Below are 20198 nucleotides of genomic sequence, written 5' to 3'. Positions count from 1 at the left end.
GAGCCGGATGATTCCGCCTGGTTAATCCTTGTCGATGACGTCGTCATCGTCTTCGTCGATCACGTGATCGAAGACGTCGTTGGGTTCATCGGGTATTTCTAACCCGCTGGGATCCAAGTCAAGTTGGTCGATATCGACCCCGTCGAGGTCGTCATCGTCGAGATCGTCATCCAGGTCCGGGTCGTCATCAGCATCGTCATCAGCACCGTCGTCGGCTTCTTCATCTTTGAGAGCCTGGGCGTCTGCTTCTGCTTGAATCCGTTCGGCCTCACTGCGTTGGTATTCCTCAAGCCGTTCCGACCACGGCACCCAATCCGGCGACACCAGAGCGTCTGGTCCCGGCACGAGGTGGATTTCTAACACACCCCACTGGCCACCATCACCGTCGCTCATGGTCACCAGCCACTGCCAGCCCGGATAGCCAGACATTTCCGAATCGAAACGCACCGCATAAACATCGTCGGCGCTTTCCACACCGTGGGGCGTGCCAATGTCTGCTGGCGGTGCGACTTCGAGCAGGGCAGTGTGTGCCAGTTCGGTGAGGGTCTTGCCGTCTGGCACAGAGGGTTTCTTGGTGGCGGCAGGTTTTTTAGCCATCGAAGTCGTCGGCCACCCGTCGAAGCATCGCAGCAACTTTCCGGCCAAATTCCCGATCGGGGTAGTGGCCTTTTCGAAGGCCGCCGCCTACCCGGTCCAAAATTTTTACCAGGTCTTCAACGATCACCGCCATGTCATCGGCTGATTTGCGGTCCATTCGAGCGAGGTGTGGGGTGTCCAGGACGCGCACAGTGAGTGCTTGGGCACCACGTTTTCCTTCGACAACCCCGAAGTCCACACGGCTTCCCGACTTGACCACCGCACCATCGGGCAGAGCTGAGGAAGGAAGGAACACTTCGTCGCCATCATCCGATTGGATGAAGCCGAAGCCTTTTTCGGTGTCGTAAAACTTCACCTTGCCTGTTGGCATATTGTTCTCCCTTAACTCACCCACGGTCCAGCCCGTGATGCCAGTCCCCCCAGGATACCCCGCCTGATGGACGGGTAGGCTGGACAGGTGAGTATGCAGACCCCTTCCGAACCGTCACGGTGGGAGCGCGTCCTCGCCACCATGGTCGCCAGCATTGTCGGTATCAGCGTGTTGGCGTTTTTCGCCATCATCATTGGCACCTGGACCGGGATGGAAAGCGACGACTTTTCTTCCGGTATTTGGCCGACTGTGAGCCTGCTCCCCCTGTTTGGCTTGCCACTTGGTTTCGTCCTCATCATTGCTCTCCTGGTCGTCAGCACCAGACGCCGTCGAGCCGGCGAGGCACCAGGTGAGCGTGAATAAGTGGACCCTGGGGGTATTTCACGAGCTCTCCGGGGCACCCGCTGACGTCCTCGCCAGGCTCCTCACCGAACGGGGGGTTGTGGCCCAGGCGGAAGCCGACCCGTTAACGCTTGCCCGCCAGCTGGTGTCGGCCGACGCCATCACCAGCCAGTTGCAGCTGCTCACCGAGGACGAACTCGACGCCCTGGACGCCCTTTTTGACCAGGACCCACCTGCTGACTCCTCTGCACCTGATGAGGCCAGCGGTCTTCCCGAGGAGGCCCACACCAGGCAGTTGGTGCACACCGTGGATTCGACCACGGCCTTACGGCCCGAAATTGCCGCACTGTGGCCGGACATCCGCACCCACCGCGACGGTGCGACACCGCCTGCGGTGAACCCTGGGGTATCCGACCAGGGACCTGCAGCGATTGATGTTGCCGCTGTCATGAGTTCGTTGGAAGGTGTGGAAATGCTGCTTGCGGCGGCTTCTACCCAGCCAGTGGATTCGACCACGCTGCCCGATGACGACACCTGGGCGGCTCGCCTCGGTTCAGATTCCCTCGGCCAGCGACCCTGGGCGCAACTGGGTGAGTTGGCACAGCGCACCGGATTGCTCGGCCAACGCGGACACAAATGGATGCTCACCCAACGGGGTCTTCAGTGGTGTCGACGGCCACTGGTGGAGCGTTGGAGCCACCTCGTACACACCTTTTGGAGCCAAGCTCCCACCTGGTTTACCCGTGCCCTAGGCGATGGTGTCACCGGTGGGGCGCACCCCCTCGTGGCCTACCCCCTAGTCGACAGCGATGTGTGGAATCACTGGAGTGAGCTCGCCCACCGCGTGGGGGTAATGGTCGATGGTCGACCGAGCGAATTAGCGGAAGTCTTGGCGTCACGGGGCGACTCCACCAAGGTCATGCACGAGTCGCTGCCGGAACCGCTCCGCCAGCTCTACCCGGATGGCCCTGACAGTGTGGTGGCTGCCGGCGTGCTGGATCCTGAGGTGGAGGCAACTCTTCGAGATATTGGTCAGTGGATTTCCGGGGGCCTTGCCCCACGTTTCATCATCAGCCCAGCCACCGTCTTGGGTGCCATTCAACGCGGTATTAGTCCCGGCGACATCGAGACCTTTATTGACGGGGCACTTCCTGGCGGTCGCACTGGTGCGCTGGGCCAAGTCATCAGCGACACCCTGAAGAAAGCACAAGCAATCACCGTGGATGGTGTTGAAGGTGGCTCGAGGCTTCGGGTTCGAGATGGCCTCCTGGTCGACCTTCTCCAGGCTGACCGCAGACTTCAGTCGCTGAAGTTGACGCCTACCAGCGAAAACGAATTCTTCACCGCCCACAGTGTGGAGGATGTCCACCGGGTGCTATTGGCCGAAAACTATCCGCACCTGGTGGTCGATGCCGAAGGCCAGCCACAAGATAGTGAAGGCCACGACGTCGTTCTGCGCCTTCCTGCCGAAGGCGGGGCGTGGTCACTTCCAGACACCGAAGCGTTGGTGGCCCAGTGGCAGCAGCAACGCGCTGAGCAGCCCGCGCAATGGTTCCTGCCAGCCCTTGACGTGTGTATTGCGGAAAAGTTGGCCGTGCGCGTCGGGGTGAATATGGGCACCGAGGTGGCCACCTTGCAGGTAGAGCCCCGCAGTGTCCAAAATGGCCGCCTGCGCGCAAGAGATACCCGCTCCGATGTGGAGCGCACGATCCCGGTAAAACAGATTGTCTGGATTGACCATGGGGGCTCTGCCAGCGACGAGTCGTAGACTGGCCGATTGTGGTTGAGACTGGCGCAGCGATTGTCCAAAGCGACAAAACGGTGCTCATTGAGTTGGCACACCCCGGTGCTGAAGAAGCCCGGCACGACATTGCCGTGTTTGCCGATTTGGAGCGTGCACCAGAACACGTGCACACCTACCGCATCACCCGGCTGACGCTGTGGAATGCGGAAGCCGCCGGTCACACCGGTGAAGAGATCATCACCACACTGTCTTCCCATTCGCGTTTTCCGGTGCCCGACGCGGTCATTGCCGACATTCGAGACACGATGGGCCGTTGCGGTCAGGTGGTTCTCCGCCGAAGCGATGACGGTGAACTCATCTTGGGCGGGGAGCCCTCCATCTTGCGAGAAATTGAGGGGTCGAAGAAAATTGTCCCCCTTCTCGCCGGTCATACCCCAGAGGGTGAGCTTCTGATTGAACCGCTCTCCAGGGGGAAACTGAAACAAGAGTTGTTGCGTATTGGTTGGCCGGCGACCGACTTAGCCGGTTATGTCGAAGGTCAACCCCACGACATCGAGCTCCACACCCACTCGTGGGGTCTTCGCGACTACCAGAGGGCAGCCGTTGAGCGGTTTGTCCAACAGGGCTCCGGGGTGGTCTGCCTGCCGTGCGGTGCGGGAAAGACAGTAGTGGGTGCGGGCGTGATGGCCACACTGGATCAGGCAACCCTCATTCTGGTCACCAACACCCTGGCTGCGAGGCAGTGGCGGGATGAGCTTCTGGCCCGGACGTCACTGACCGAAGACGACATTGGCGAATATTCGGGCAGTTCGAAAGAGGTGAAGCCGGTCACGATCGCCACCTATTCGATTGTGACGGCGAAGCGTGGGGGCGAATTTCGACACATTGGACTCTTGGGTGCACAGCGTTGGGGTTTGGTCGTCTACGACGAGGTTCACCTACTCCCTGCTCCCGTGTTTCAACTGAGCGCCGAACTTCAAGCCACCAGGCGACTGGGTCTCACCGCCACCCTCATTCGCGAGGATGGTCGCGAAGGTGACGTGTTTAGTTTGATCGGCCCGAAACGCTACGACGCGGCGTGGAAAGACCTGGAGCGTCAAGGCTTTCTCGCCCCCGCACACTGTGTGGAGGTGCGCCTGGAGTTGGAGCCAGACCAACGCATCCACTACGCGACACTGCCCGATGCGGAGCGTTACCGCTTCGCCAGTTCGGCGCTGGATAAAGACGACATCGTCCAGACCATTGTTGAGTCCCACCCCGATGAGCGCATCTTGGTGATGGGGATGTATTTGGACCAACTGGAGCGTCTCGCCACCCGTTTGGGTGTTCCACTGGTCACCGGGGAAACCCCGATGGCGGAGCGGGAGAAACTGATCGGTGGTTTCCGTCGTGGCGACATCAGCACTCTTGTGGTCTCGAAGGTGGCGAACTTTTCACTCGACCTGCCAGAAGCATCGATTGCGATTCAGGTGTCGGGAACCTTTGGTTCCAGACAAGAAGAGGCGCAGCGTTTGGGGCGGATTGTCCGGCCCAAGGCCGATGGCCGCCGGGCTGTGTTTTATTCGGTGGTCACTCGCGACACCCTCGATCAGGATTATGCGATGAACCGCCAACGCTTCCTCACCGAGCAGGGGTACGCCTACGACATTGTGCGATCTGAGGACCTTCCCGGCGCACTAGCAACTCACCACTAGCACTCAGAAATCGCCAAGCAAACTGTCAGACAATAGAGACATGGCTGACGGACCGAAAATTCTCATTGTTGACGACGAACCCAATATTCGCGACCTGCTGACCACCAGCCTGCGCTTCGCCGGCTTTGCCGTGCGAGCAGTGGCTACCGGGGCGCAAACCATCTCGGCAGTGCTCGAAGAAGAACCGGACCTGATTCTGCTCGACGTGATGCTTCCCGACATCAATGGCTTCGGGGTGACCAAAAGGCTCCGCGCCAGTGGGTACACCTGCCCCATCTTGTTCCTCACCGCGAAAGACAGCACCGAAGACAAAATCCAAGGACTCACCGTCGGTGGGGACGACTACGTCACCAAGCCGTTTAGTCTCGACGAAATTGTTGCCCGCATTCGCGCCATCCTGCGTCGCACCCAGCAAGAAGAAGACGACGCCACACTGAGTGTGGGCGAGTTGGAGATGGACCAAGACACTCACGAAGTGAGTGTCAAAGGGAACTCTGTGGAGCTCTCCCCCACCGAATTTAAGCTGCTTCGCTACCTGATGCTGAACCCCAACCGCGTGCTTTCCAAAGCACAAATTCTCGACCACGTGTGGGAATACGACTTCAACGGCGATGCCGGCATTGTCGAGAGTTACGTGTCCTACCTGAGGCGAAAGCTGGACCCGTTCACCGAGGAGCCCCTGATCCAAACCAAACGCGGATTTGGCTACATGCTGAAAACCAAGGCGTAAGCCGCACAGCGCACAGGCTGCCAAGTCATGTACGAGCGGCTCAGTAACTGGTGGCACGCCACTTCGCTGCGCAGCAAAATCACCGGCGTCACTGTCATCGTCGTGACCGTCGGACTGATGGTCATCGGTGTGGGCACAGTACTCAGCATTGAGCGCTACCTCACCGCCCAGATCGACAACAAAATTGACGACGCCGCCACCGCACTGCCGGGAATTCTCAACACCCTAGATTTCAACGATTTTGATCGGGCTCGGGCAAACGGTCTGTCCAACGAGTTTTTTATCGCCGCCGTCAGCGCCACCGGCACCGTCTTGGCGAGCAACCTCGATGACGACAGTTTCGAGTACGGACCTGATGTGTCCCGACTGAGCCTTGCCGTCATCAGCGAAGCCAACGAACCATTCACTCTGGAGAGCAGGAACCAAGAAACGACGTGGCGGGTGAAAACCTTCCGACTCAACATTGTCAGTGCCGAATCGGGCAGGACGCTTCCCGCGACATTAGCCATCGGGATTGATTTGGAAGAATCCCGACAAGTGGTCGGATCGTTCGCCTCAGTCTTTCTCGCCTTCAGCCTTGTCGTCGTGGTACTCAGTGCCGCGTTCACCCGCATCCTGGTGAGCACCACCTTTAGACCGCTTCGCGAAGTCGAAGAAACCGCCGCGCGTTTCGCCGGCGGAGATTTTTCCCAACGACTGAGCGGTAGTACCCCCAACACTGAAGTGGGGCGACTCACCCGGTCGCTGAACACCATGCTCTCTCGAATCGACCGGGCTTTTGCCGACCGGGCCGACACCATCGATCAGATGCGCCGATTCATTGGTGACGCCTCCCACGAACTGCGCACCCCATTGGTGTCTGTTCGCGGTTACGCCGAGCTCTACCGTATGGGGGCCCTCACCAGCAAAAAAGATGTTGCCCAGGCGATGGAGCGAATTGAAAAAGAAGCCGACCGCATGACCCGGTTAGTCACCGACCTGCTCGAGTTGGCACGCCTCGACGAATCTAAACCCCTCGACATTCAGCCGGTATCCCTCGCCCAAATTGCCAAAGACCAAAGCCTCGACGCCGGGGCCATTGCCCCCGACCGGGACATCACCTTCTCACTTGCTCCCGGAGTGGTGGAAGCCGACACCGAGGTTGAGGCAGACGAAAACAAACTGCGCCAAGTGATCACCAACCTTCTCCAAAATGCCCTGCGCTTTAGCCCAGAAGGCTCACCCGTGGAAGTGGAAGTCGACCGAAGCCACGACCCCGAGCGAGGCATTATTCGGGTCATCGATCACGGTGAAGGAATCCCCGAACAGATTCGACAAAAAATCTTCCAACGTTTCTGGCGGGCCGACACGTCACGGGCCAGGGAAACCGGGGGTTCTGGTTTAGGTCTCGCCATTGTTTCCAGCATCATCTCCCGGCACTCCGGCACCATTTGGGTGACAGAAACACCCGATGGCGGAGCCACCTTCCACGTCACTCTGCCCCTTGTCCAGAACGCGGGAGGCCTGCGGTCAGTCCACACAACGTCTGCGCCGGGCTCCGACTAGTCACTACCGGGATACGCTCCTCGCCACACCCCCTCCCGCAGTCACAGCAAAGGAGCATCATGACCCGCTACCACGTCGACAGCGAAGCCGTATTAGCCGCCACTGGCACCGCCAACGCCACCATCAGTCGCGTCCAAGGCGACATTGCGTCGCTCACCAGCCAACTCCAGTCACTGCAGTCCTCCTGGAGTGGCAGTGCGTCATTGGCCTTTCAACAGGTACTCGGTGAATGGAAGGCCACCCACGCCCATGTCGAAGCACAGTTGGTCTCCCTCACCCACACACTCGGGCAAGTGGCCCAGCATTACGCCGAACTAGAAGCGCAAAACACCAGGCTCTTCATGCGCTAACTGGGACTCACAGTGAGCTGATCCCCAACCGCCCGTGACACACACGGGTACATAATGCCCAGTTCGTCCTTATCCTCATCAGCCATTACCGAGTCCAAGTGAGTGGGAGTTCCACTCAGCACCGAAAGCTCACAGCTGCCGCACACACCACGGCGACACGAGGCGCTCACCGGAATCCCCGCACTCTCCAAACCCTCCAAGATGGTCTGGTCGGCTCCGACGTCAATGTGTTGGCCCGTCGGTTCCCATTCGACCCGGAGACCGTGTGCGGTGTGTTCGGCGCTGCGATCAACGGGAACGAACCGCTCCAGGTGAAGGCGACTCGAATCAACTTCCTGTTCCAATGTTTCCAGTAGGCCTTCAGAGCCACAGGCATAAATCTGGGCGCTGGGATCGAGAAGTTCACCGATTGCCGCGCGACCCCCTTGCTCGCCAGATACCCACAGAGTCACCTTGGAGGGGTACTGCGCTTCAAGCTCCTCCCCATAAGCCATTTGGTTTCGCTCTCGCCCCAAATACAGCAGCTCCCACTGGCGAGATGCCGGCAGCGAGGCCAACATGGCCCGAATCGGCGTGATGCCGATTCCGCTGGCGACAAACTGGTAGCGGTGAGCGGGCTTAAGAGCGAATGCTTGGATCGGCGGATCAATTTCTAACTCCATGCCGACCCTCACATTGTCATGAATCCACTGGCTACCCCCGCCTGGACCGCGAGTATTGAGTACTGCAATGGTCAACGAATGAGCGTCCGCCGGATCACCGGTTAATGAGTACTGTCGCTCCAGCCCGTTACCCAAGTGCAACGTGATGTGCGCTCCCGCCTCCCACTCCAGCTCGACGGCGTCACTCACGGGCGTCAGAGTAATTTCCGCAATATCTTTGGTGAGCGGGCGGCGGGTCACCACTCGGGCGGTGATTCGATCGGTCGAGGCAGACACCCCCGGAGTGTTGCTGACCGCCGGAACTGCATTGGGGGCGTCTGCTTTCTGGGTGGTCTTGCCCGCCGAGCCCGACGAACGGCGAGTCAGGATGATGCGAATCAACCCGGCAAGCGTGGCGGCGGTAATCAGCACAATAGACAGCGCCGTATACCAGGGGGTCCCCACATCAGTGCCGACCATGCCAGAGTGCAACGCCACCGCAAAAACACTCAGGTAGCTCAAATAGTGGATCGCCTTCCACACAGGTTGTGGGATCCATTGCATCGCCATCGAGGTGACCCACACCAGCACCATCGCCCACATGCCGATAATGCCGAGCGCCACGCCCCAGGGTTCAAACTCAGAAGAAAAAGGGATTAACAGGTCGGCGACCGTGAACTCGATATACGAATCAAGGTAGAGCGAGACCATGTGGGTCAACACCATCAACATCGCTAAACCCGAGATGAAACGGTGGACCACCTTCAGCCACTCTGGGTTATCGGCTCCACGCAGGATTCGCGTCTTCAGGAGAATGCCCCACAACACCGAGAGAGTCAGGAGGATCCACCCGACAATCGCACTCGACCGGGTGACATACCACCAGACGGCTGGTTCAGAAAAATCAAGCACGATATTCGGGCCAATCCGATGACCTAGTCCATGAACCGTCGCTCGTAAAGACCCCCACGCGCAAGCCTTTACGCCTTGACACGTGGAGGAAGTCAGCGGGGCTTTTCTGAAAACCCACTTTGGTCATCACCTCAGCCTGCCAGGCAGTGGGCGCGAGTACTGTGACCGACAACGAATCAGACTCCAGGCTTTCACCACTGTGCGAATCAATAAGGTGGTGCGTTTCTTTCCCCTGGGCGTTGTGAAAGCGACGCTTTAACTGGCTAGATGTCGCCAAACCTCCCGACTCAATCTCCACCACCGAGACGTGCGAATCAAGATTGAGCGGGTTTTCTACGCCAATGCGCCAACCGCGACCACGGGGCGAGAAGCCGTCCACTCGAAGGTCGCCCCCCAGTTCCACCATGGCGCCCATCGCGCCCGCTGAACGGCAAAAGTCCACAATGAGGTCAGCCGCGAAACCCTTACCAATACCGCCGGCGTCCAACGTCGTGCCCTTGGGCACCGTGATGATGTTGCCTTCGATAATGATGTCTCCCAGCTGCCCTGGAGCTCTCGCCGAATCGGGCAAAGTGGTTCCTCGGGTGGCATCAACCACAGAGTGGGTGTAGCCCTCGAGAAGAAGCTGGGGTAGCAGTGTGGGGTCAAACGCGCCGCCGGTATCCTTCCACGCCCTCTGCATGTAGTCCACGAGCGTGGCTGTGCGCGGATCCACCTCTATTGGTGTTCCCTCTGACCAGTTGAGAAGACTAATATCCGAATCAGGGCTAAACCGCGTCCACAGCCCTTCAAGCTCGGCCGCTAAGCCGATCGCATCATCAACAAGGTGGGGGTGTCCACCCACCAATGTGATTGAGGCATTCGCCCCCATCGCTTTAAAAGGGCGCGAGTGCACAACGGGTGTTGTGCCATCTCCAATCACTGCTGCGAGCACAGCCTCATCGGCCGGGTTTAGTGTGGAAGCAGAAAAGTCCATCAAGAGCCACCGGTGTGTGCGTCAACGGGCACTTCAACGGGAGCAGGGGCAGGGGCCGGCTCAGGTGCAGGTGCAGGGGCCGGCGTCGGTGCAGGTGCAGGTGCAGGTGCAGGTGCCGGAGCCGGAGCCGGAGCGGCTGCCGGAGCGGGCTCAGGCGCAGGCGTCGGATCTACCGCATCAACTGCAGGAGCTTGGGCTTCTGCCGGCAGTGGCTGGACCGGACCCAACCATTCGACGGTGGCATTTTCGGAAGCAACAACCTCCTCGCCATCCGGGACTACATCGTTGACTGCGTCCGAAATGTCTGCTCCAGAGCTTGCCTCTGTAGGCGCGGCTGTTGCTGTTTCAGTTTCAAAGAATGCTCCGTTTTGCAGAAAGCCGGCTAAGCCGAAGAAGGCGAATGACGCTCCGAAGCTGACAATCTGTTTTGTCATCGAACCCACCGGTCGAACGGGGGCGTTCTTAGTCGTCATCATCGTCCCCATCATCGTCATCGTCGTCATCGTCATCGTCGTCATCGTCATCATCGTCGTCATCATCGTCGTCGTGATCGTCGTCGTGATCGTCGTCGTGATCGTCGTCGTCGTAATCGTCGTCATCATCATCATCGTCATCGTCATCTTCGTAGTAAGCCGAAGCTCCCGTACTCGCGTCCACTGTCGCGGCAGATGTCGATGATGCCGTGGCGGTCGATGTGCCAGAACTGGAGGATGAACCTGACGACTGACTGGATCCTGACGAGGACGACTCTGAATAGCCCGAAGCGGACGTGCTTCCGTCTACGCTCGTGGCTGACGTTGAGGTTGTCGCTTGGCTCCCCGCCTGGGGTGTCGCCGGTCCGGCAAAAGTCGACGAAGCCCCGACGGTTCCAGGCTGCGGAGTGGTCGCGGATGAGCTTGTACCGGCAGCGCCAGCCGCGGCGGACTGAGAGGCGCCGTCGGCGAGTGTTTGACTGCCTGTCGGGTCGACAAGACCTGTTTCACTTCCACCCTCAGATCCGAAGGCTTCGCTTAATGGGCTGAAGGTGCCAGCGGTATCGGTTGCCACGACTGTGGCAGCTTCCTGCTCGTTGTTGAGACTGGCGGTGAGCAGAGGTTCGGCCAGGTTGGCATTTACTGCCACCGCTCCGGTTCCTGCTCCCAAGATTCCGGCAATTCCTGCACTGATAATCACGTTGCTGTTCATACTCACGAGCCTAGAAACTGCCAATCCAGCAGGCGGCGAGAGGAGAGTAAAGAAACAGCCAAGACTTAGCGGAGGTTTTTTCGCAGAAAGACGCTGGGTCAACTAGCCGAGGCGTCACGTAAGGTGCCCAGCGTGAATTGAGCTGGCAGTCGCGGGGCGGCCTACGGCCTAGTCGTCGTCCTCAGAGTGGTCGTCATCATCGTCGTCATCGTCGTCATCATCGTCATCGTCGTCGACGTCATCGTCGTCATCATCGTCGTCATCATCATCGTCGTCATCGTCGTGACTGCGCTCATAGTCATCGTCCGAACCCTCCGTCGGGGGAGGTGTCGGAGCAGGGGCCGGAGCAGGGGCCGGTGCCGGTGCCGGTGCAGGTGCCGGTGCGGCCGGTTGACTCACGGCTGGTGGCTCCTCGGTGCTTCCTGCCTCATTAGTCGAGGACCCGTCTGGGGGCGCACTGGGCAAGCCCTGGTCGGAAGCAGCAGGCGCGTCAATTTGGAGAGGTTCGTCGAGCGGCGTGGTGGTTTCGGCAATGAGCACTTCACTTGCTCTATCAACCGAGCTCTCCGGCGGAGTAGACAGTAGCTGGGTATTGGTGGCTACGGCAGCTGCACCGGTTCCCAAGACCGCAGCGATGATGGCGCCCACAAGCGTTTGAGTGTTCACCCTTCAACGTTACGACCGCGAGGCCCAGAACGTGAAGAAAGAGAGTAAAGGTTTGTCCAAGATTTAACCCGCGAGGCGTACCATCCCACGTGGAGGCGCCCCACACGCCACAATGGGGACGTGCGGATACTTGTTGTAGAAGATGATGCCGGCATTGCGGGCCCCATTATCGAGTCCATCGAAAACCTTGGTTGGTCGCCCACCCACGCGTCAACGGGGCGCCAAGCGTTGACGTTACTGACCAGTAGCGACTTTGACTGCGTGGTATTGGATCTCGGTTTACCCGATATGGATGGGGGCGAAATCGTTCGAGTTGTCCGTCAGAGTTCTAACATTCCCATCATTGTGGCCAGTGCCCGCCCAGATGAGGCGGACAGGATTTTAGCCCTCGAACTGGGTGCCGATGATTACCTCGTCAAACCTTTCGGCATACGAGAACTCATTGCCCGAATCCGCGCAGTGAACCGCCGCCACACCGATTCGGCACCGGGGACCGCCGACGATAGTGCCCTCCAGCTGGGCGCGCTAGTAGTTGATCAACGAACGCGTCAGGTACAACTGGCGGGTCAAGAGATCGAACTCACCCCCAAAGAATTTGACGTATTGGCCTACCTAGCAGCGGAACCAGGAACAGTGTTTCGCCGTGACGCCCTGTTAAGCGACGTGTGGGACATCAACTGGTACGGCAGCACCAAAACCCTCGACGCACACGTCGCATCGATTCGCCGAAAACTGGGCGACCCCTCCTGGATTGAATCTGTGCGCGGAGTCGGATTTCGCCTCGTGGAACCCCAATGAGACGGCTGTTTCTTTTCGCTTTGCTCGGTGTGAGCATCGTCGCGCTGTTACTTTCCGATATTCCCTTCGGGCTTTACCTCTACCAGGTCGAGCGCGATCGACTCATCACCCAATTGCAGCGCGACGCCTTTATTTTGGGTGGCCGAGCAGAAGACGCCCTGGAAGATTCGAATACGACGGGCCTCGATACCACCCGGGATTTGGCCATTGCTTATCGCGATGAGGGCGGGGCTCGAGTGGTCATTGTGAACACCGCAGGAACCGCGGTCGTCACCAACGACCCCACAGATTCTCGCGAGGGGTTGAACTATGGCACTCGGCCTGAAATTGCCGAAGCTCTCACCGGACGAGTCGCTACCGGGCAGCGTTATTCCGACACCCTCCAAATCGAACTGGTGTATGTGGCGGTGCCGATTTATAGCGGCGACAGCGTCGTCGGGGCCGTTCGGCTGACCTTTAACGAACAAGCAATCGACGACGCGGTCACCCGCTCATTGTGGGGGGTGTATCTCGTTGCCTTCATCACTTTGGTGTTCGCCATTGGGTTGGCCTTCGTAATCTCACGGGTGCTCTCGCGCAACCTGGTCCATTTGGGCGATATCGCCACCCGGCTTTCTCATGGCGACCTCAGCGCTCGCGCTGATGAACCTGACGGACCAAAAGAGGTCAAAGAGTTGGCTCAAAACGTGAACCAGATGGCCACCCGATTAGAGACCCTTGTCCAGGAGCAAAAATCTTTCGCTGCTGATGCCTCACACCAGTTGCGCACCCCACTCACCGCGCTGCAACTGCGGATCGAACGCGTCCGGGAGGGCCTCCCCGACAACCCCGAATTGGGGGAACGTTTTGATGAAATTGATGGCGAGCTCTCCCGAATGCGTCGCCTCATCGAAGGCCTGCTCGCACTCGGACGCTCCAGCGTGGAGGACGTCACCAGAGCACCCCAAGACATTGGGGCGATTGTTCGTGAACGGGTCGAGCATTGGCGCAGTTTGGCTGAAGAATCCGACGTCAGTATTCAGGTAGCCTCACCCGAATCGGCCATCGTGTGGGCAGTCCCCACCGCGACAGAACAGATCATCGACAATTACATCGACAACGCGCTCTCTGTTATGCCAGACGGCGGAGAACTACACATCGACGTCGCGGTGTCCGATGGGGAAACCGAAGTCCGGGTGAGAGATACCGGACCGGGGATTAGTGCTGAGGATGCTGAGCGGGCCTTTGACCGTTTTTGGCGGGGAGGTGCCACTCACGAAGGCACTGGGCTTGGACTCGCGGTCGTCAAACAGTTGGCGCTCTCCAGCGGGGCTCGGGTATCACTGGAGCCACACCCTGAAGGCGGCACGGTTGCCCGCGCAACCTTTTCCCGCACCGCTTAGCCTTCGCTTATGGGGCGCCTGCCACCGCACACCTCAAGCCCATGCGGTTGCGAAGCTGCTCATTACGCACTGAGGGGGCAGCCAAAGGCTGCCCCCTCAGTGATGATGTTCTTCTACTTAGAAGTCCATTCCTCCGGTGGGGTCACCGGCGGGAGCTGCCGAAGCAGGCTCAGGCTTCTCCGCAACAACAGCCTCAGTGGTGAGGAACAGTCCTGCGATAGAGGCGGCGTTCAGCAGAGCCGAACGGGTCACCTTCACGGGGTCAGCGATACCGGCAGCGAGCATGTCGCCGTATTCTCCGGTTGCCGCGTTCAGGCCGTGACCGTCTTTCAGTCCGCGCACGTGCTCGACCACAACGCCGGGCTCGTGGCCAGCGTTGAAAGCGATCTGACGCAGTGGCTGCTCGATGGCCTGGCGCACAATGTTCACACCAGTGTTTTCTTCACCATCGACCTTGAGCTTGTCCAGAGCAACAGCGGCAGCCTGAATGAGGGCCACGCCCCCACCGGCGACGATTCCTTCTTCAACAGCAGCCTTGGCGTTACGCACAGCATCTTCGATGCGGTGCTTGCGCTCTTTCAGCTCAACCTCAGTGGCCGCACCAGCCTTGATAACGGCAACGCCACCGGCAAGCTTGGCGAGACGCTCCTGGAGCTTCTCACGGTCGTAGTCGCTGTCAGAGTTTTCGATTTCTTGGCGGATCTGCTTCACGCGACCAGCGATTGCTTCAGAATCTCCGGCACCTTCCACAATGGTGGTCTCGTCTTTGGTGACAACCACCTTGCGTGCGCGACCGAGCAGGTCGAGGGTTGCGCCCTCGAGCTTCAGGCCGACCTCTTCGCTGATGACCTGACCACCGGTGAGGATGGCGATGTCTTGCAGCATAGCCTTGCGACGGTCACCAAAACCGGGAGCCTTCACGGCAACCGACTTGAAGATTCCACGGATCTTGTTCACCACGAGGGTGGCGAGTGCTTCGCCCTCAACGTCTTCGGCGATAATCAGCAGTTGCTTGCCCGACTGGATGACCTGGTCAACCACAGGAAGCAGATCCTTAATGGCCGAGATCTTCGAGTTCACGATCAGGATGTAGGGGTCTTCGAAGACCGCTTCCTGACGCTCAGCGTCGGTCACCATGTAGGCGGAGAGGTAACCCTTGTCAAAGCGCATACCTTCGGTGAGTTCCAGGGTGGTGCCGAAAGTGTTGGACTCTTCAACAGTGACCACACCTTCTTTCCCGACCTTGTCGATTGCTTCCGCAATCAGGTCACCAATGGCGGGATCCGCAGCGGAAATCGATGCGGTGGCAGCGATTTCGGCCTTGGTTTCGACCTCTTTGGCGGTGGAGAGCAGACGGTCGGATACGGCATTGACGGCCTTTTCCATTCCGCGCTTTAGGGCAATGGGGTCAGCGCCGGCTGCGACGTTGCGCAGTCCTTCGCGAACCATGGCCTGAGCGAGAACGACCGACGTAGTGGTGCCGTCACCGGCAACATCGTCAGTCTTCTTGGCGACCTCTTTGACGAGCTCGGCACCGATTTTTTCGAAGGGGTCCTCGAGGTCGATTTCTTTCGCGATCGACACACCATCGTTGGTGATGGTGGGGGCGCCCCACTTCTTTTCCAGCACTACGTTGCGACCGCGGGGTCCTAGCGTGACCTTGACGGCATCGGCGAGGACGTTGAGTCCACGCTCGAGACCGCGACGGGCCTCTTCATCGAAAGCAATTAGTTTTGCCATGTCAGTTTCTCGTCCCTCCTGGACGTTTACAGTGAGTCAAATTTGCACTCACAAACTGCGAGTGCTAATTGATTTTGGCACTCTCCGCCTGAGAGTGCAAGTGGACGATCCGGCGTTTACTCCAGCTCCACCTGGCCTGCCGGCACTCCGGAACCTTCGGCAGGAATCAACTCCACCCACGTTTGCCCGGGGGCGAGGAGGACTCGAGCGCCAGACGTGTCGGTCAACTCAATCGGTGCCTCGGGGGCAGCCTTCGACCAGCGCACCTCTAAGACACCACCGCCGGTGGCAACAACACCCTCTCCGGAGTCGACCATTCGAGTAGTCGGAATGTCTTGAATCACTTGAATATCGACTTCAAGCACGACGACGTTTTCCGCGGAAATCTGTTCACCCGAGAGGGCATTGTCTGGTGCACCGTTGGTTTGGTGACGCAGGTAAGACCCCCGCTCGGCGTCATACTCCCAAGTGGGAAAGGACGAACCGCTGAAGAAGACGCGCACCAGGTTGGCCGCCACTCCGTCAGTTGCCGCACTCGACTCGTCCACTTGGGTCGAATAGTTGAACTGCGGTGGGGGTCCCGAACGGTCCTGGAAATAGGACACCAGTTCGGGGGCTCGGACAATCACATTATGCGGAGCGATTTTGTCGCTACTGCGGTAAAAAAAATCCTCCACATCGCTTTGGCCATTGATGGCACTGGCGACTGGCGCATCAAGCATCGCCTCCACAAACCGCTGTTGACCGCCCGAGTAGGCAATGATTCCGCCAAAGGGGCTCACAATGTCGGGATCCATGGGACGGACAGAGCGCACCGGACCCACCTCGGCGGGAAGCGTCGAATGCCATACGGCCACATAACGAGTCAGGCCACCTTCGACCAGTTCCTCAAAAACAATGTCGGCCTGATCCAGACCCACTTGGGGCCTCGCCGCCGGAGCATTATCAATCTTTGCGGCAAGCGAAGGCAGGCTCGAATCGCCGCCATCCAAGGGAAGACCGGTCAGTGGCCAGAGGTCTGCATCGATTTCGATCGATGGCGATTCCGAGTTGTCAATCGGCGCCGACTCATCGGTGGCATCGCCACCGTCTGAACCCGCACCGCTTTGGCAGCCCGCCAGGAGCAGGGTCACAGCGAGAACTGAAGTGGCCGCTCGAATCGCTCTCATACTGCCCTCCCCCGTCATATTCAGACTAACGCCCGAAGGGTGTTAATCCGTGGAATAGTCGGCACCCAACAACACGGTGATATTGGCACCGGGATAGTTGTCGGTAAGGACTACCTCATCAATGCCCAGAATTTGTGCCACCCCAAGGGCTAACGCTTCGTCGTCTTCTTGCTGGTAGGCCACCAGGCTGGTCTCGACGTCTTGCGAATCTGCGTTCGTGAGGGTCTGATCCGGCCAGCCCTCATCGCTTAAACGCTCGCCCGCTCCGGAGGCCAAACCTGCCGTGTCGGTCCCGTTCAACACCGTGAGGGTAATGCCTTCGATCTCATCGGCCGAGGGGTTCACAATCGGCTCGACCGGCTCAGGTTCGGGTTCTGGCTCTGGCTCTGGTGCCGGTTCGGGTTCTGGTTCCTGCTCGGCGATGGCGATTTCTTCTGGGTCGAGCTCTAAATAGTTGTCCGCTTGATCAACCAGAATGATGCCCACCACAGCCACCACGGCACTCACACCCAACACGATTCCCGCAGGAATCAACCAAAAGCTTTTTGGCCGTTTCAGGCGACGCAAACCGACGTAACCCTTTTCGAGGGGAACGTCATCAAAACGATCGGGCAAAAACCTCGAACCCTTCGCCATTTAGCGACCTTCCCTTCGAAGCGTTTTTGCCAACCGCTGGGTGGTGACCTGATCAGCGGTGTCAAGAATGTGGTGCACCAAAGCCGAATCGTATTCCAAAGCCGCCTGACTGTGACACACCCGGTAAAGACGCTGGTAGTACACGGGAAGACTCAAGCCAAAACGCTCAAAAACGACCTGTTCTTTCATCGCCCCCGCGCCCCACACCTCCCGCTCACACTCGAGCAGGGAAATGTCATCGTCGGACAGCGCCGACGATGATGTGTGGTCAGAATCATGGGGAGGCACGGCTCCCGCAGCAAAGGGGCTCATCGCCCCCCATGATAGGTCCGGACCAGTCTCCTGCTCAGTTGGCGCGCGTAAACTCGGGCACACTGTGTCCGCACTTTTTCCCCTACCCAAAGCGCTCATCGGATTGACCGGTGCCCTGTCGCTCCTTGTGAGCCTCGGTGGCTGCCAACCCGGCTCCTACTCCTCAGACGACTACAGCCCACAGCTGGCCGGGGACCGGCCTGCACTATCCGACATTGACTGGTTGACTGACCCGAAAAGTTGGGAGGGCCCTTCCACTGCCCTGCTCTCTTCAGACGCCGTCACACCCATCACGAACACCCCTCCCGAACCTGATCTGCCTCGCACCGTCACTTCACGAGATCTTGCGGGTGATGTCGAAGTCACTGTGGAACGGGTCGAGCGGATCATCGCGGTCGATCTGGCCGGATCGCTCGCCCAGACCGTGGTCGGTTTGGGCTACGGCGATCGCCTGGTCGGTCGCGACATTTCGACGCAGATTCCCGGCCTCGAAGACTTACCGGTCGTGACCGGCACCGGTCACGCTATTTCCCCGGAAGCCGTCTTGGAGTTACGCCCAGACCTCATCCTCACCGATGGCACCGTGGGGCCAATCGACGTGATGCTCCAACTGCGAGAAGCAGGAATCCCGGTGGTGTTTATTCGAGTGGCACCCGGATTAGACCAACCCGCCCTTCAAGCACACGCCGTGTCGACTGTGTTGGGTCAACCGGAGCTCGGAGCGCGCCTCGGCGAGCGCATCAACGAAGAAATTGATCGGGTTGTCGCCACCATTGCCGACAACACCCCCGCCGATCCCTCAGATCGGCTTCGCATGGTGTTTCTCTATTTGCGCGGAGCAAATGGCATCTATTACCTCTTTGGTGAGGAGTCGGGTGCCGGTGAGCTCATTACGGCGCTGGGGGGAATCGATGTGGCCGGGGAAATTGGTTGGGAAGGGTTGCGCCCGGTCACCGATGAAGCCTTGGTGGCGGCAAACCCAGACCTCATTTTGGTAATGAGTACGGGTCTCACCAGCGTGGGCGGTGTCGAAGAACTGGTCACCGTGAAACCCGCCATTGGGCTCACGACCGCCGGCCAAAACCTCCGGTTTGTCGACATGGCGGACAACCTGGTGCTCGGTTTTGGCCCTAGGACACCTCTGGTGTTGGACGCTCTCGCCCGCGCCATCTACGCACCAGCACAATCGCCAGCGACACGGTAACCACGGAGCCGAGGGCTAAACCAAAAAACCACGGTGTCGATAATGGCGGTTGCAGACACCCTGGATCGACCTGTACTCGAATGTCAATGGGGTCAAACGCTTCACCGGCGGGGTAGGTACCAAACGCTTCGGCGCCCTCGGCGGTCAACACCGTGGGTGCCGAATTAACACTCCAGGTGCCAGCCTCCGAATCCACAACAGCACCCGCGGCATCAACGCTGACAAACGACACATTTTGCGCACTGACCGTGCGCCCCTCTTGAGTGTCGCCGCTGATGTCAAACACCACGTCCACCTCGTCGCCGTTAATGACCAGTCGCGGTGTGGAAAGGGTTTGATCGAGCAGGCCTTCGTGACCAAAAAATCCAATCGAACCGGTGGTGGCCAAATCACCCGAGCTCACGTCGGGTGCAAGGACACCGTCTGAGCCGCGAATCGTAAACAACGGTGTGCTGTAGGTCACATCACCACTCACATTCCACTCGCCGTTGGCTAACGACCCAGAAAGATACGAGCGGAAAGATTCCTTCACCCCCCACAACACCTCCCAGGAGCGCACCTCGCACGAAGACGCCGAATCCAGCGTTGTGACATCGGAGCCTCCGCCCTGCGCATGTGCGGGGCTCAATGGGGAGGTGAGGCCAGTGATGCCAGTGAGTAACACCGCGCCCAGAAACACCCCCACGCGCTTGATCATTGGGGGGTTTGCCTGGCTGGTCGAATCATTCGAACGTGGTCGATGCCTGCCTCATCAAACACGTCGCCGAAAGGCTCGAACCCGAGTGAGGCGTAAAAGTCTTGAATATAGGTCTGGGCGTGGAGGACCACCGGGGAGGGGTCAACATGGTCGATTGCTCGAGTCATGAGCCCACGGGCAATACCGGCACCACGGTAGTGAGCATCCACCACAAGGCGACCAATGCTGGTCGTCACACCCAAATCTTCGGTGGCAGGTTCGTCATTGTGAACCACACGGACATAACCAATTACCCGGTCATCCTCGACACACCAGATGTGCCGAGTCTGGGGGTCAAAATCAAAACGGTCAATTTCTTCTTCCGTGATGTGTTGCTCCAGGAAAAACACATCAGTGCGAAGCTTCGAAAACGCCAACACTTCCCCGGGTGTGCACTGCTCAAGAGCCTTGTTTTCCCAGCGAAGATTCACCCCTGAACCCTAATCTGCCAGTCTGAGCACACGCCAGA

Annotated in this window: 22 protein-coding genes; 9 read left to right on the top strand and 13 right to left on the bottom strand. The window is 59.1% G+C overall.

Features of this window, described 5'->3' with window-relative positions:
• Positions 1-21 precede the first annotated feature (21 nt).
• Positions 22-597 carry a DUF3027 domain-containing protein gene (locus C3B54_RS02185; protein ID WP_104913046.1) on the bottom strand — a complete coding sequence of 192 codons (576 nt, stop codon included), beginning with the start codon at positions 595-597 and terminating at the stop codon, positions 22-24.
• Positions 590-967, bottom strand: coding sequence for a cold-shock protein (locus C3B54_RS02180; RefSeq protein ID WP_104913045.1), 378 nt, complete (start codon positions 965-967; stop codon positions 590-592). The genes C3B54_RS02185 and C3B54_RS02180 overlap by 8 nt, the downstream gene beginning before the upstream one ends.
• A gap of 87 nt (positions 968-1054) precedes the next feature.
• Between C3B54_RS02180 and C3B54_RS02175 the strand changes: the two genes are divergently transcribed.
• The 6 genes from C3B54_RS02175 to C3B54_RS02150 are packed head-to-tail and all read left to right on the top strand — an operon-like array spanning position 1055 to position 7372.
• Positions 1055-1330, top strand: coding sequence for a multidrug ABC transporter ATPase (locus tag C3B54_RS02175; RefSeq protein ID WP_425440308.1), 276 nt, complete (start codon positions 1055-1057; stop codon positions 1328-1330).
• Entirely contained in the window at positions 1323-3077 is a 1755-nt protein-coding gene (locus C3B54_RS02170; protein WP_104913043.1) for a hypothetical protein, read from the top strand. The genes C3B54_RS02175 and C3B54_RS02170 overlap by 8 nt, the downstream gene beginning before the upstream one ends.
• 11 nt (positions 3078-3088) lie before the next feature.
• Positions 3089-4747 (top strand): DNA repair helicase XPB, encoded by a 1659-nt coding sequence (locus tag C3B54_RS02165; protein WP_245867974.1) that lies wholly within the window; start codon positions 3089-3091, stop codon positions 4745-4747.
• A 40-nt stretch (positions 4748-4787) separates the two neighbouring features.
• Positions 4788-5477, top strand: a complete 690-nt coding sequence (locus tag C3B54_RS02160; protein ID WP_104913042.1) for a response regulator transcription factor — start codon at positions 4788-4790, stop codon at positions 5475-5477.
• Between the two features lie 27 nt (positions 5478-5504).
• Positions 5505-7022, top strand: a complete 1518-nt coding sequence (locus C3B54_RS02155) for a sensor histidine kinase (protein ID WP_104913041.1) — start codon at positions 5505-5507, stop codon at positions 7020-7022.
• A gap of 59 nt (positions 7023-7081) precedes the next feature.
• The gene (locus C3B54_RS02150; protein WP_104913040.1) at positions 7082-7372 is read left to right on the top strand and encodes a WXG100 family type VII secretion target; all 291 of its coding nucleotides are present in this window, start codon (positions 7082-7084) and stop codon (positions 7370-7372) included.
• On the opposite strand, the gene C3B54_RS02145 is transcribed toward C3B54_RS02150, so the two are convergent.
• The 5 genes from C3B54_RS02145 to C3B54_RS08855 all read right to left on the bottom strand — a co-directional run bounded on the left by C3B54_RS02145 (position 7369) and on the right by C3B54_RS08855 (position 11752).
• Positions 7369-8925 (bottom strand): 2Fe-2S iron-sulfur cluster-binding protein, encoded by a 1557-nt coding sequence (locus tag C3B54_RS02145; protein WP_104913039.1) that lies wholly within the window; start codon positions 8923-8925, stop codon positions 7369-7371. The genes C3B54_RS02150 and C3B54_RS02145 overlap by 4 nt on opposite strands.
• Entirely contained in the window at positions 8918-9901 is a 984-nt protein-coding gene (locus C3B54_RS02140) for an FAD:protein FMN transferase (protein ID WP_104913038.1), read from the bottom strand. Before C3B54_RS02140 ends, C3B54_RS02145 begins: the two co-directional genes overlap by 8 nt.
• Positions 9901-10419, bottom strand: a complete 519-nt coding sequence (locus tag C3B54_RS08860; protein WP_211286306.1) for a hypothetical protein — start codon at positions 10417-10419, stop codon at positions 9901-9903. Before C3B54_RS08860 ends, C3B54_RS02140 begins: the two co-directional genes overlap by 1 nt.
• Positions 10364-11086, bottom strand: coding sequence for a hypothetical protein (locus C3B54_RS02130; RefSeq protein WP_104913037.1), 723 nt, complete (start codon positions 11084-11086; stop codon positions 10364-10366). The genes C3B54_RS08860 and C3B54_RS02130 overlap by 56 nt, the downstream gene beginning before the upstream one ends.
• Before the next feature lie 168 nt (positions 11087-11254).
• Complete coding sequence (locus C3B54_RS08855; protein ID WP_211286304.1) at positions 11255-11752, bottom strand: hypothetical protein; 498 nt, start codon at positions 11750-11752, stop codon at positions 11255-11257.
• A 120-nt stretch (positions 11753-11872) separates the two neighbouring features.
• Here C3B54_RS08855 and C3B54_RS02115 point away from each other — a divergent pair, with 120 nt between their 5' ends.
• Both C3B54_RS02115 and C3B54_RS02110 read left to right on the top strand, forming a co-directional pair.
• Positions 11873-12550: a response regulator transcription factor gene (locus tag C3B54_RS02115; RefSeq protein WP_104913036.1), complete on the top strand. Its 678-nt coding sequence runs from the start codon at positions 11873-11875 to the stop codon at positions 12548-12550.
• Positions 12547-13932: a sensor histidine kinase gene (locus tag C3B54_RS02110; RefSeq protein WP_104913035.1), complete on the top strand. Its 1386-nt coding sequence runs from the start codon at positions 12547-12549 to the stop codon at positions 13930-13932. The genes C3B54_RS02115 and C3B54_RS02110 overlap by 4 nt, the downstream gene beginning before the upstream one ends.
• 117 nt (positions 13933-14049) lie before the next feature.
• On the opposite strand, the gene groL is transcribed toward C3B54_RS02110, so the two are convergent.
• From groL to C3B54_RS02090, 4 genes are all read right to left on the bottom strand, one after another.
• Positions 14050-15672 carry a chaperonin GroEL gene (gene groL / locus C3B54_RS02105; RefSeq protein WP_104913034.1) on the bottom strand — a complete coding sequence of 541 codons (1623 nt, stop codon included), beginning with the start codon at positions 15670-15672 and terminating at the stop codon, positions 14050-14052.
• Between the two features lie 116 nt (positions 15673-15788).
• Complete coding sequence (locus tag C3B54_RS02100; protein WP_158665468.1) at positions 15789-16841, bottom strand: DUF3048 domain-containing protein; 1053 nt, start codon at positions 16839-16841, stop codon at positions 15789-15791.
• A 42-nt stretch (positions 16842-16883) separates the two neighbouring features.
• Positions 16884-17477: a LytR C-terminal domain-containing protein gene (locus C3B54_RS02095; RefSeq protein ID WP_104913032.1), complete on the bottom strand. Its 594-nt coding sequence runs from the start codon at positions 17475-17477 to the stop codon at positions 16884-16886.
• Positions 17478-17789, bottom strand: coding sequence for a DUF3263 domain-containing protein (locus tag C3B54_RS02090; protein ID WP_245867973.1), 312 nt, complete (start codon positions 17787-17789; stop codon positions 17478-17480).
• A 64-nt stretch (positions 17790-17853) separates the two neighbouring features.
• Between C3B54_RS02090 and C3B54_RS02085 the strand changes: the two genes are divergently transcribed.
• On the top strand, positions 17854-18993 hold the full coding sequence (locus tag C3B54_RS02085; RefSeq protein ID WP_245867972.1) for a heme/hemin ABC transporter substrate-binding protein: 1140 nt from the start codon (positions 17854-17856) through the stop codon (positions 18991-18993).
• On the opposite strand, the gene C3B54_RS02080 is transcribed toward C3B54_RS02085, so the two are convergent.
• Both C3B54_RS02080 and C3B54_RS02075 read right to left on the bottom strand, forming a co-directional pair.
• Positions 18920-19690, bottom strand: coding sequence for an HtaA domain-containing protein (locus C3B54_RS02080; protein ID WP_104913030.1), 771 nt, complete (start codon positions 19688-19690; stop codon positions 18920-18922). The two genes, C3B54_RS02085 and C3B54_RS02080, sit on opposite strands and share 74 nt — an antisense overlap.
• A complete protein-coding gene (locus C3B54_RS02075; RefSeq protein ID WP_104913029.1) occupies positions 19687-20160 on the bottom strand; it encodes a GNAT family N-acetyltransferase in 474 nt (157 codons plus the stop codon). The genes C3B54_RS02080 and C3B54_RS02075 overlap by 4 nt, the downstream gene beginning before the upstream one ends.
• Between the last annotated feature and the right edge of the window lie 38 nt (positions 20161-20198).

Source organism: Pontimonas salivibrio, assembly GCF_002950575.1.
Lineage (GTDB): Bacteria > Actinomycetota > Actinomycetes > Actinomycetales > Microbacteriaceae > Pontimonas > Pontimonas salivibrio.
Note: the sequence above shows the minus strand (reverse complement) of the source record. Positions and strands in the feature narration are given on the sequence as shown.

Bases quoted from the DNA above. Each gene is read 5' to 3' on its own strand.
- C3B54_RS02130 (WP_104913037.1), bottom strand. From the start codon at position 11,086: ATGAACAGCAACGTGATTATCAGTGCAGGAATTGCCGGAATCTTGGGA.
- C3B54_RS02140 (WP_104913038.1), bottom strand. From the start codon at position 9,901: ATGGACTTTTCTGCTTCCACACTAAACCCGGCCGATGAGGCTGTGCTC.
- groL (WP_104913034.1), bottom strand. From the start codon at position 15,672: ATGGCAAAACTAATTGCTTTCGATGAAGAGGCCCGTCGCGGTCTCGAG.
- C3B54_RS02095 (WP_104913032.1), bottom strand. From the start codon at position 17,477: ATGGCGAAGGGTTCGAGGTTTTTGCCCGATCGTTTTGATGACGTTCCC.
- C3B54_RS02150 (WP_104913040.1), top strand. From the start codon at position 7,082: ATGACCCGCTACCACGTCGACAGCGAAGCCGTATTAGCCGCCACTGGC.
- C3B54_RS02080 (WP_104913030.1), bottom strand. From the start codon at position 19,690: ATGATCAAGCGCGTGGGGGTGTTTCTGGGCGCGGTGTTACTCACTGGC.
- C3B54_RS02160 (WP_104913042.1), top strand. From the start codon at position 4,788: ATGGCTGACGGACCGAAAATTCTCATTGTTGACGACGAACCCAATATT.
- C3B54_RS02185 (WP_104913046.1), bottom strand. From the start codon at position 597: ATGGCTAAAAAACCTGCCGCCACCAAGAAACCCTCTGTGCCAGACGGC.
- C3B54_RS02110 (WP_104913035.1), top strand. From the start codon at position 12,547: ATGAGACGGCTGTTTCTTTTCGCTTTGCTCGGTGTGAGCATCGTCGCG.
- C3B54_RS02090 (WP_245867973.1), bottom strand. From the start codon at position 17,789: ATGAGCCCCTTTGCTGCGGGAGCCGTGCCTCCCCATGATTCTGACCAC.
- C3B54_RS02155 (WP_104913041.1), top strand. From the start codon at position 5,505: ATGTACGAGCGGCTCAGTAACTGGTGGCACGCCACTTCGCTGCGCAGC.
- C3B54_RS02100 (WP_158665468.1), bottom strand. From the start codon at position 16,841: ATGAGAGCGATTCGAGCGGCCACTTCAGTTCTCGCTGTGACCCTGCTC.
- C3B54_RS02180 (WP_104913045.1), bottom strand. From the start codon at position 967: ATGCCAACAGGCAAGGTGAAGTTTTACGACACCGAAAAAGGCTTCGGC.
- C3B54_RS08860 (WP_211286306.1), bottom strand. From the start codon at position 10,419: ATGACGACGATGACGATGACGACGATGACGATGATGGGGACGATGATG.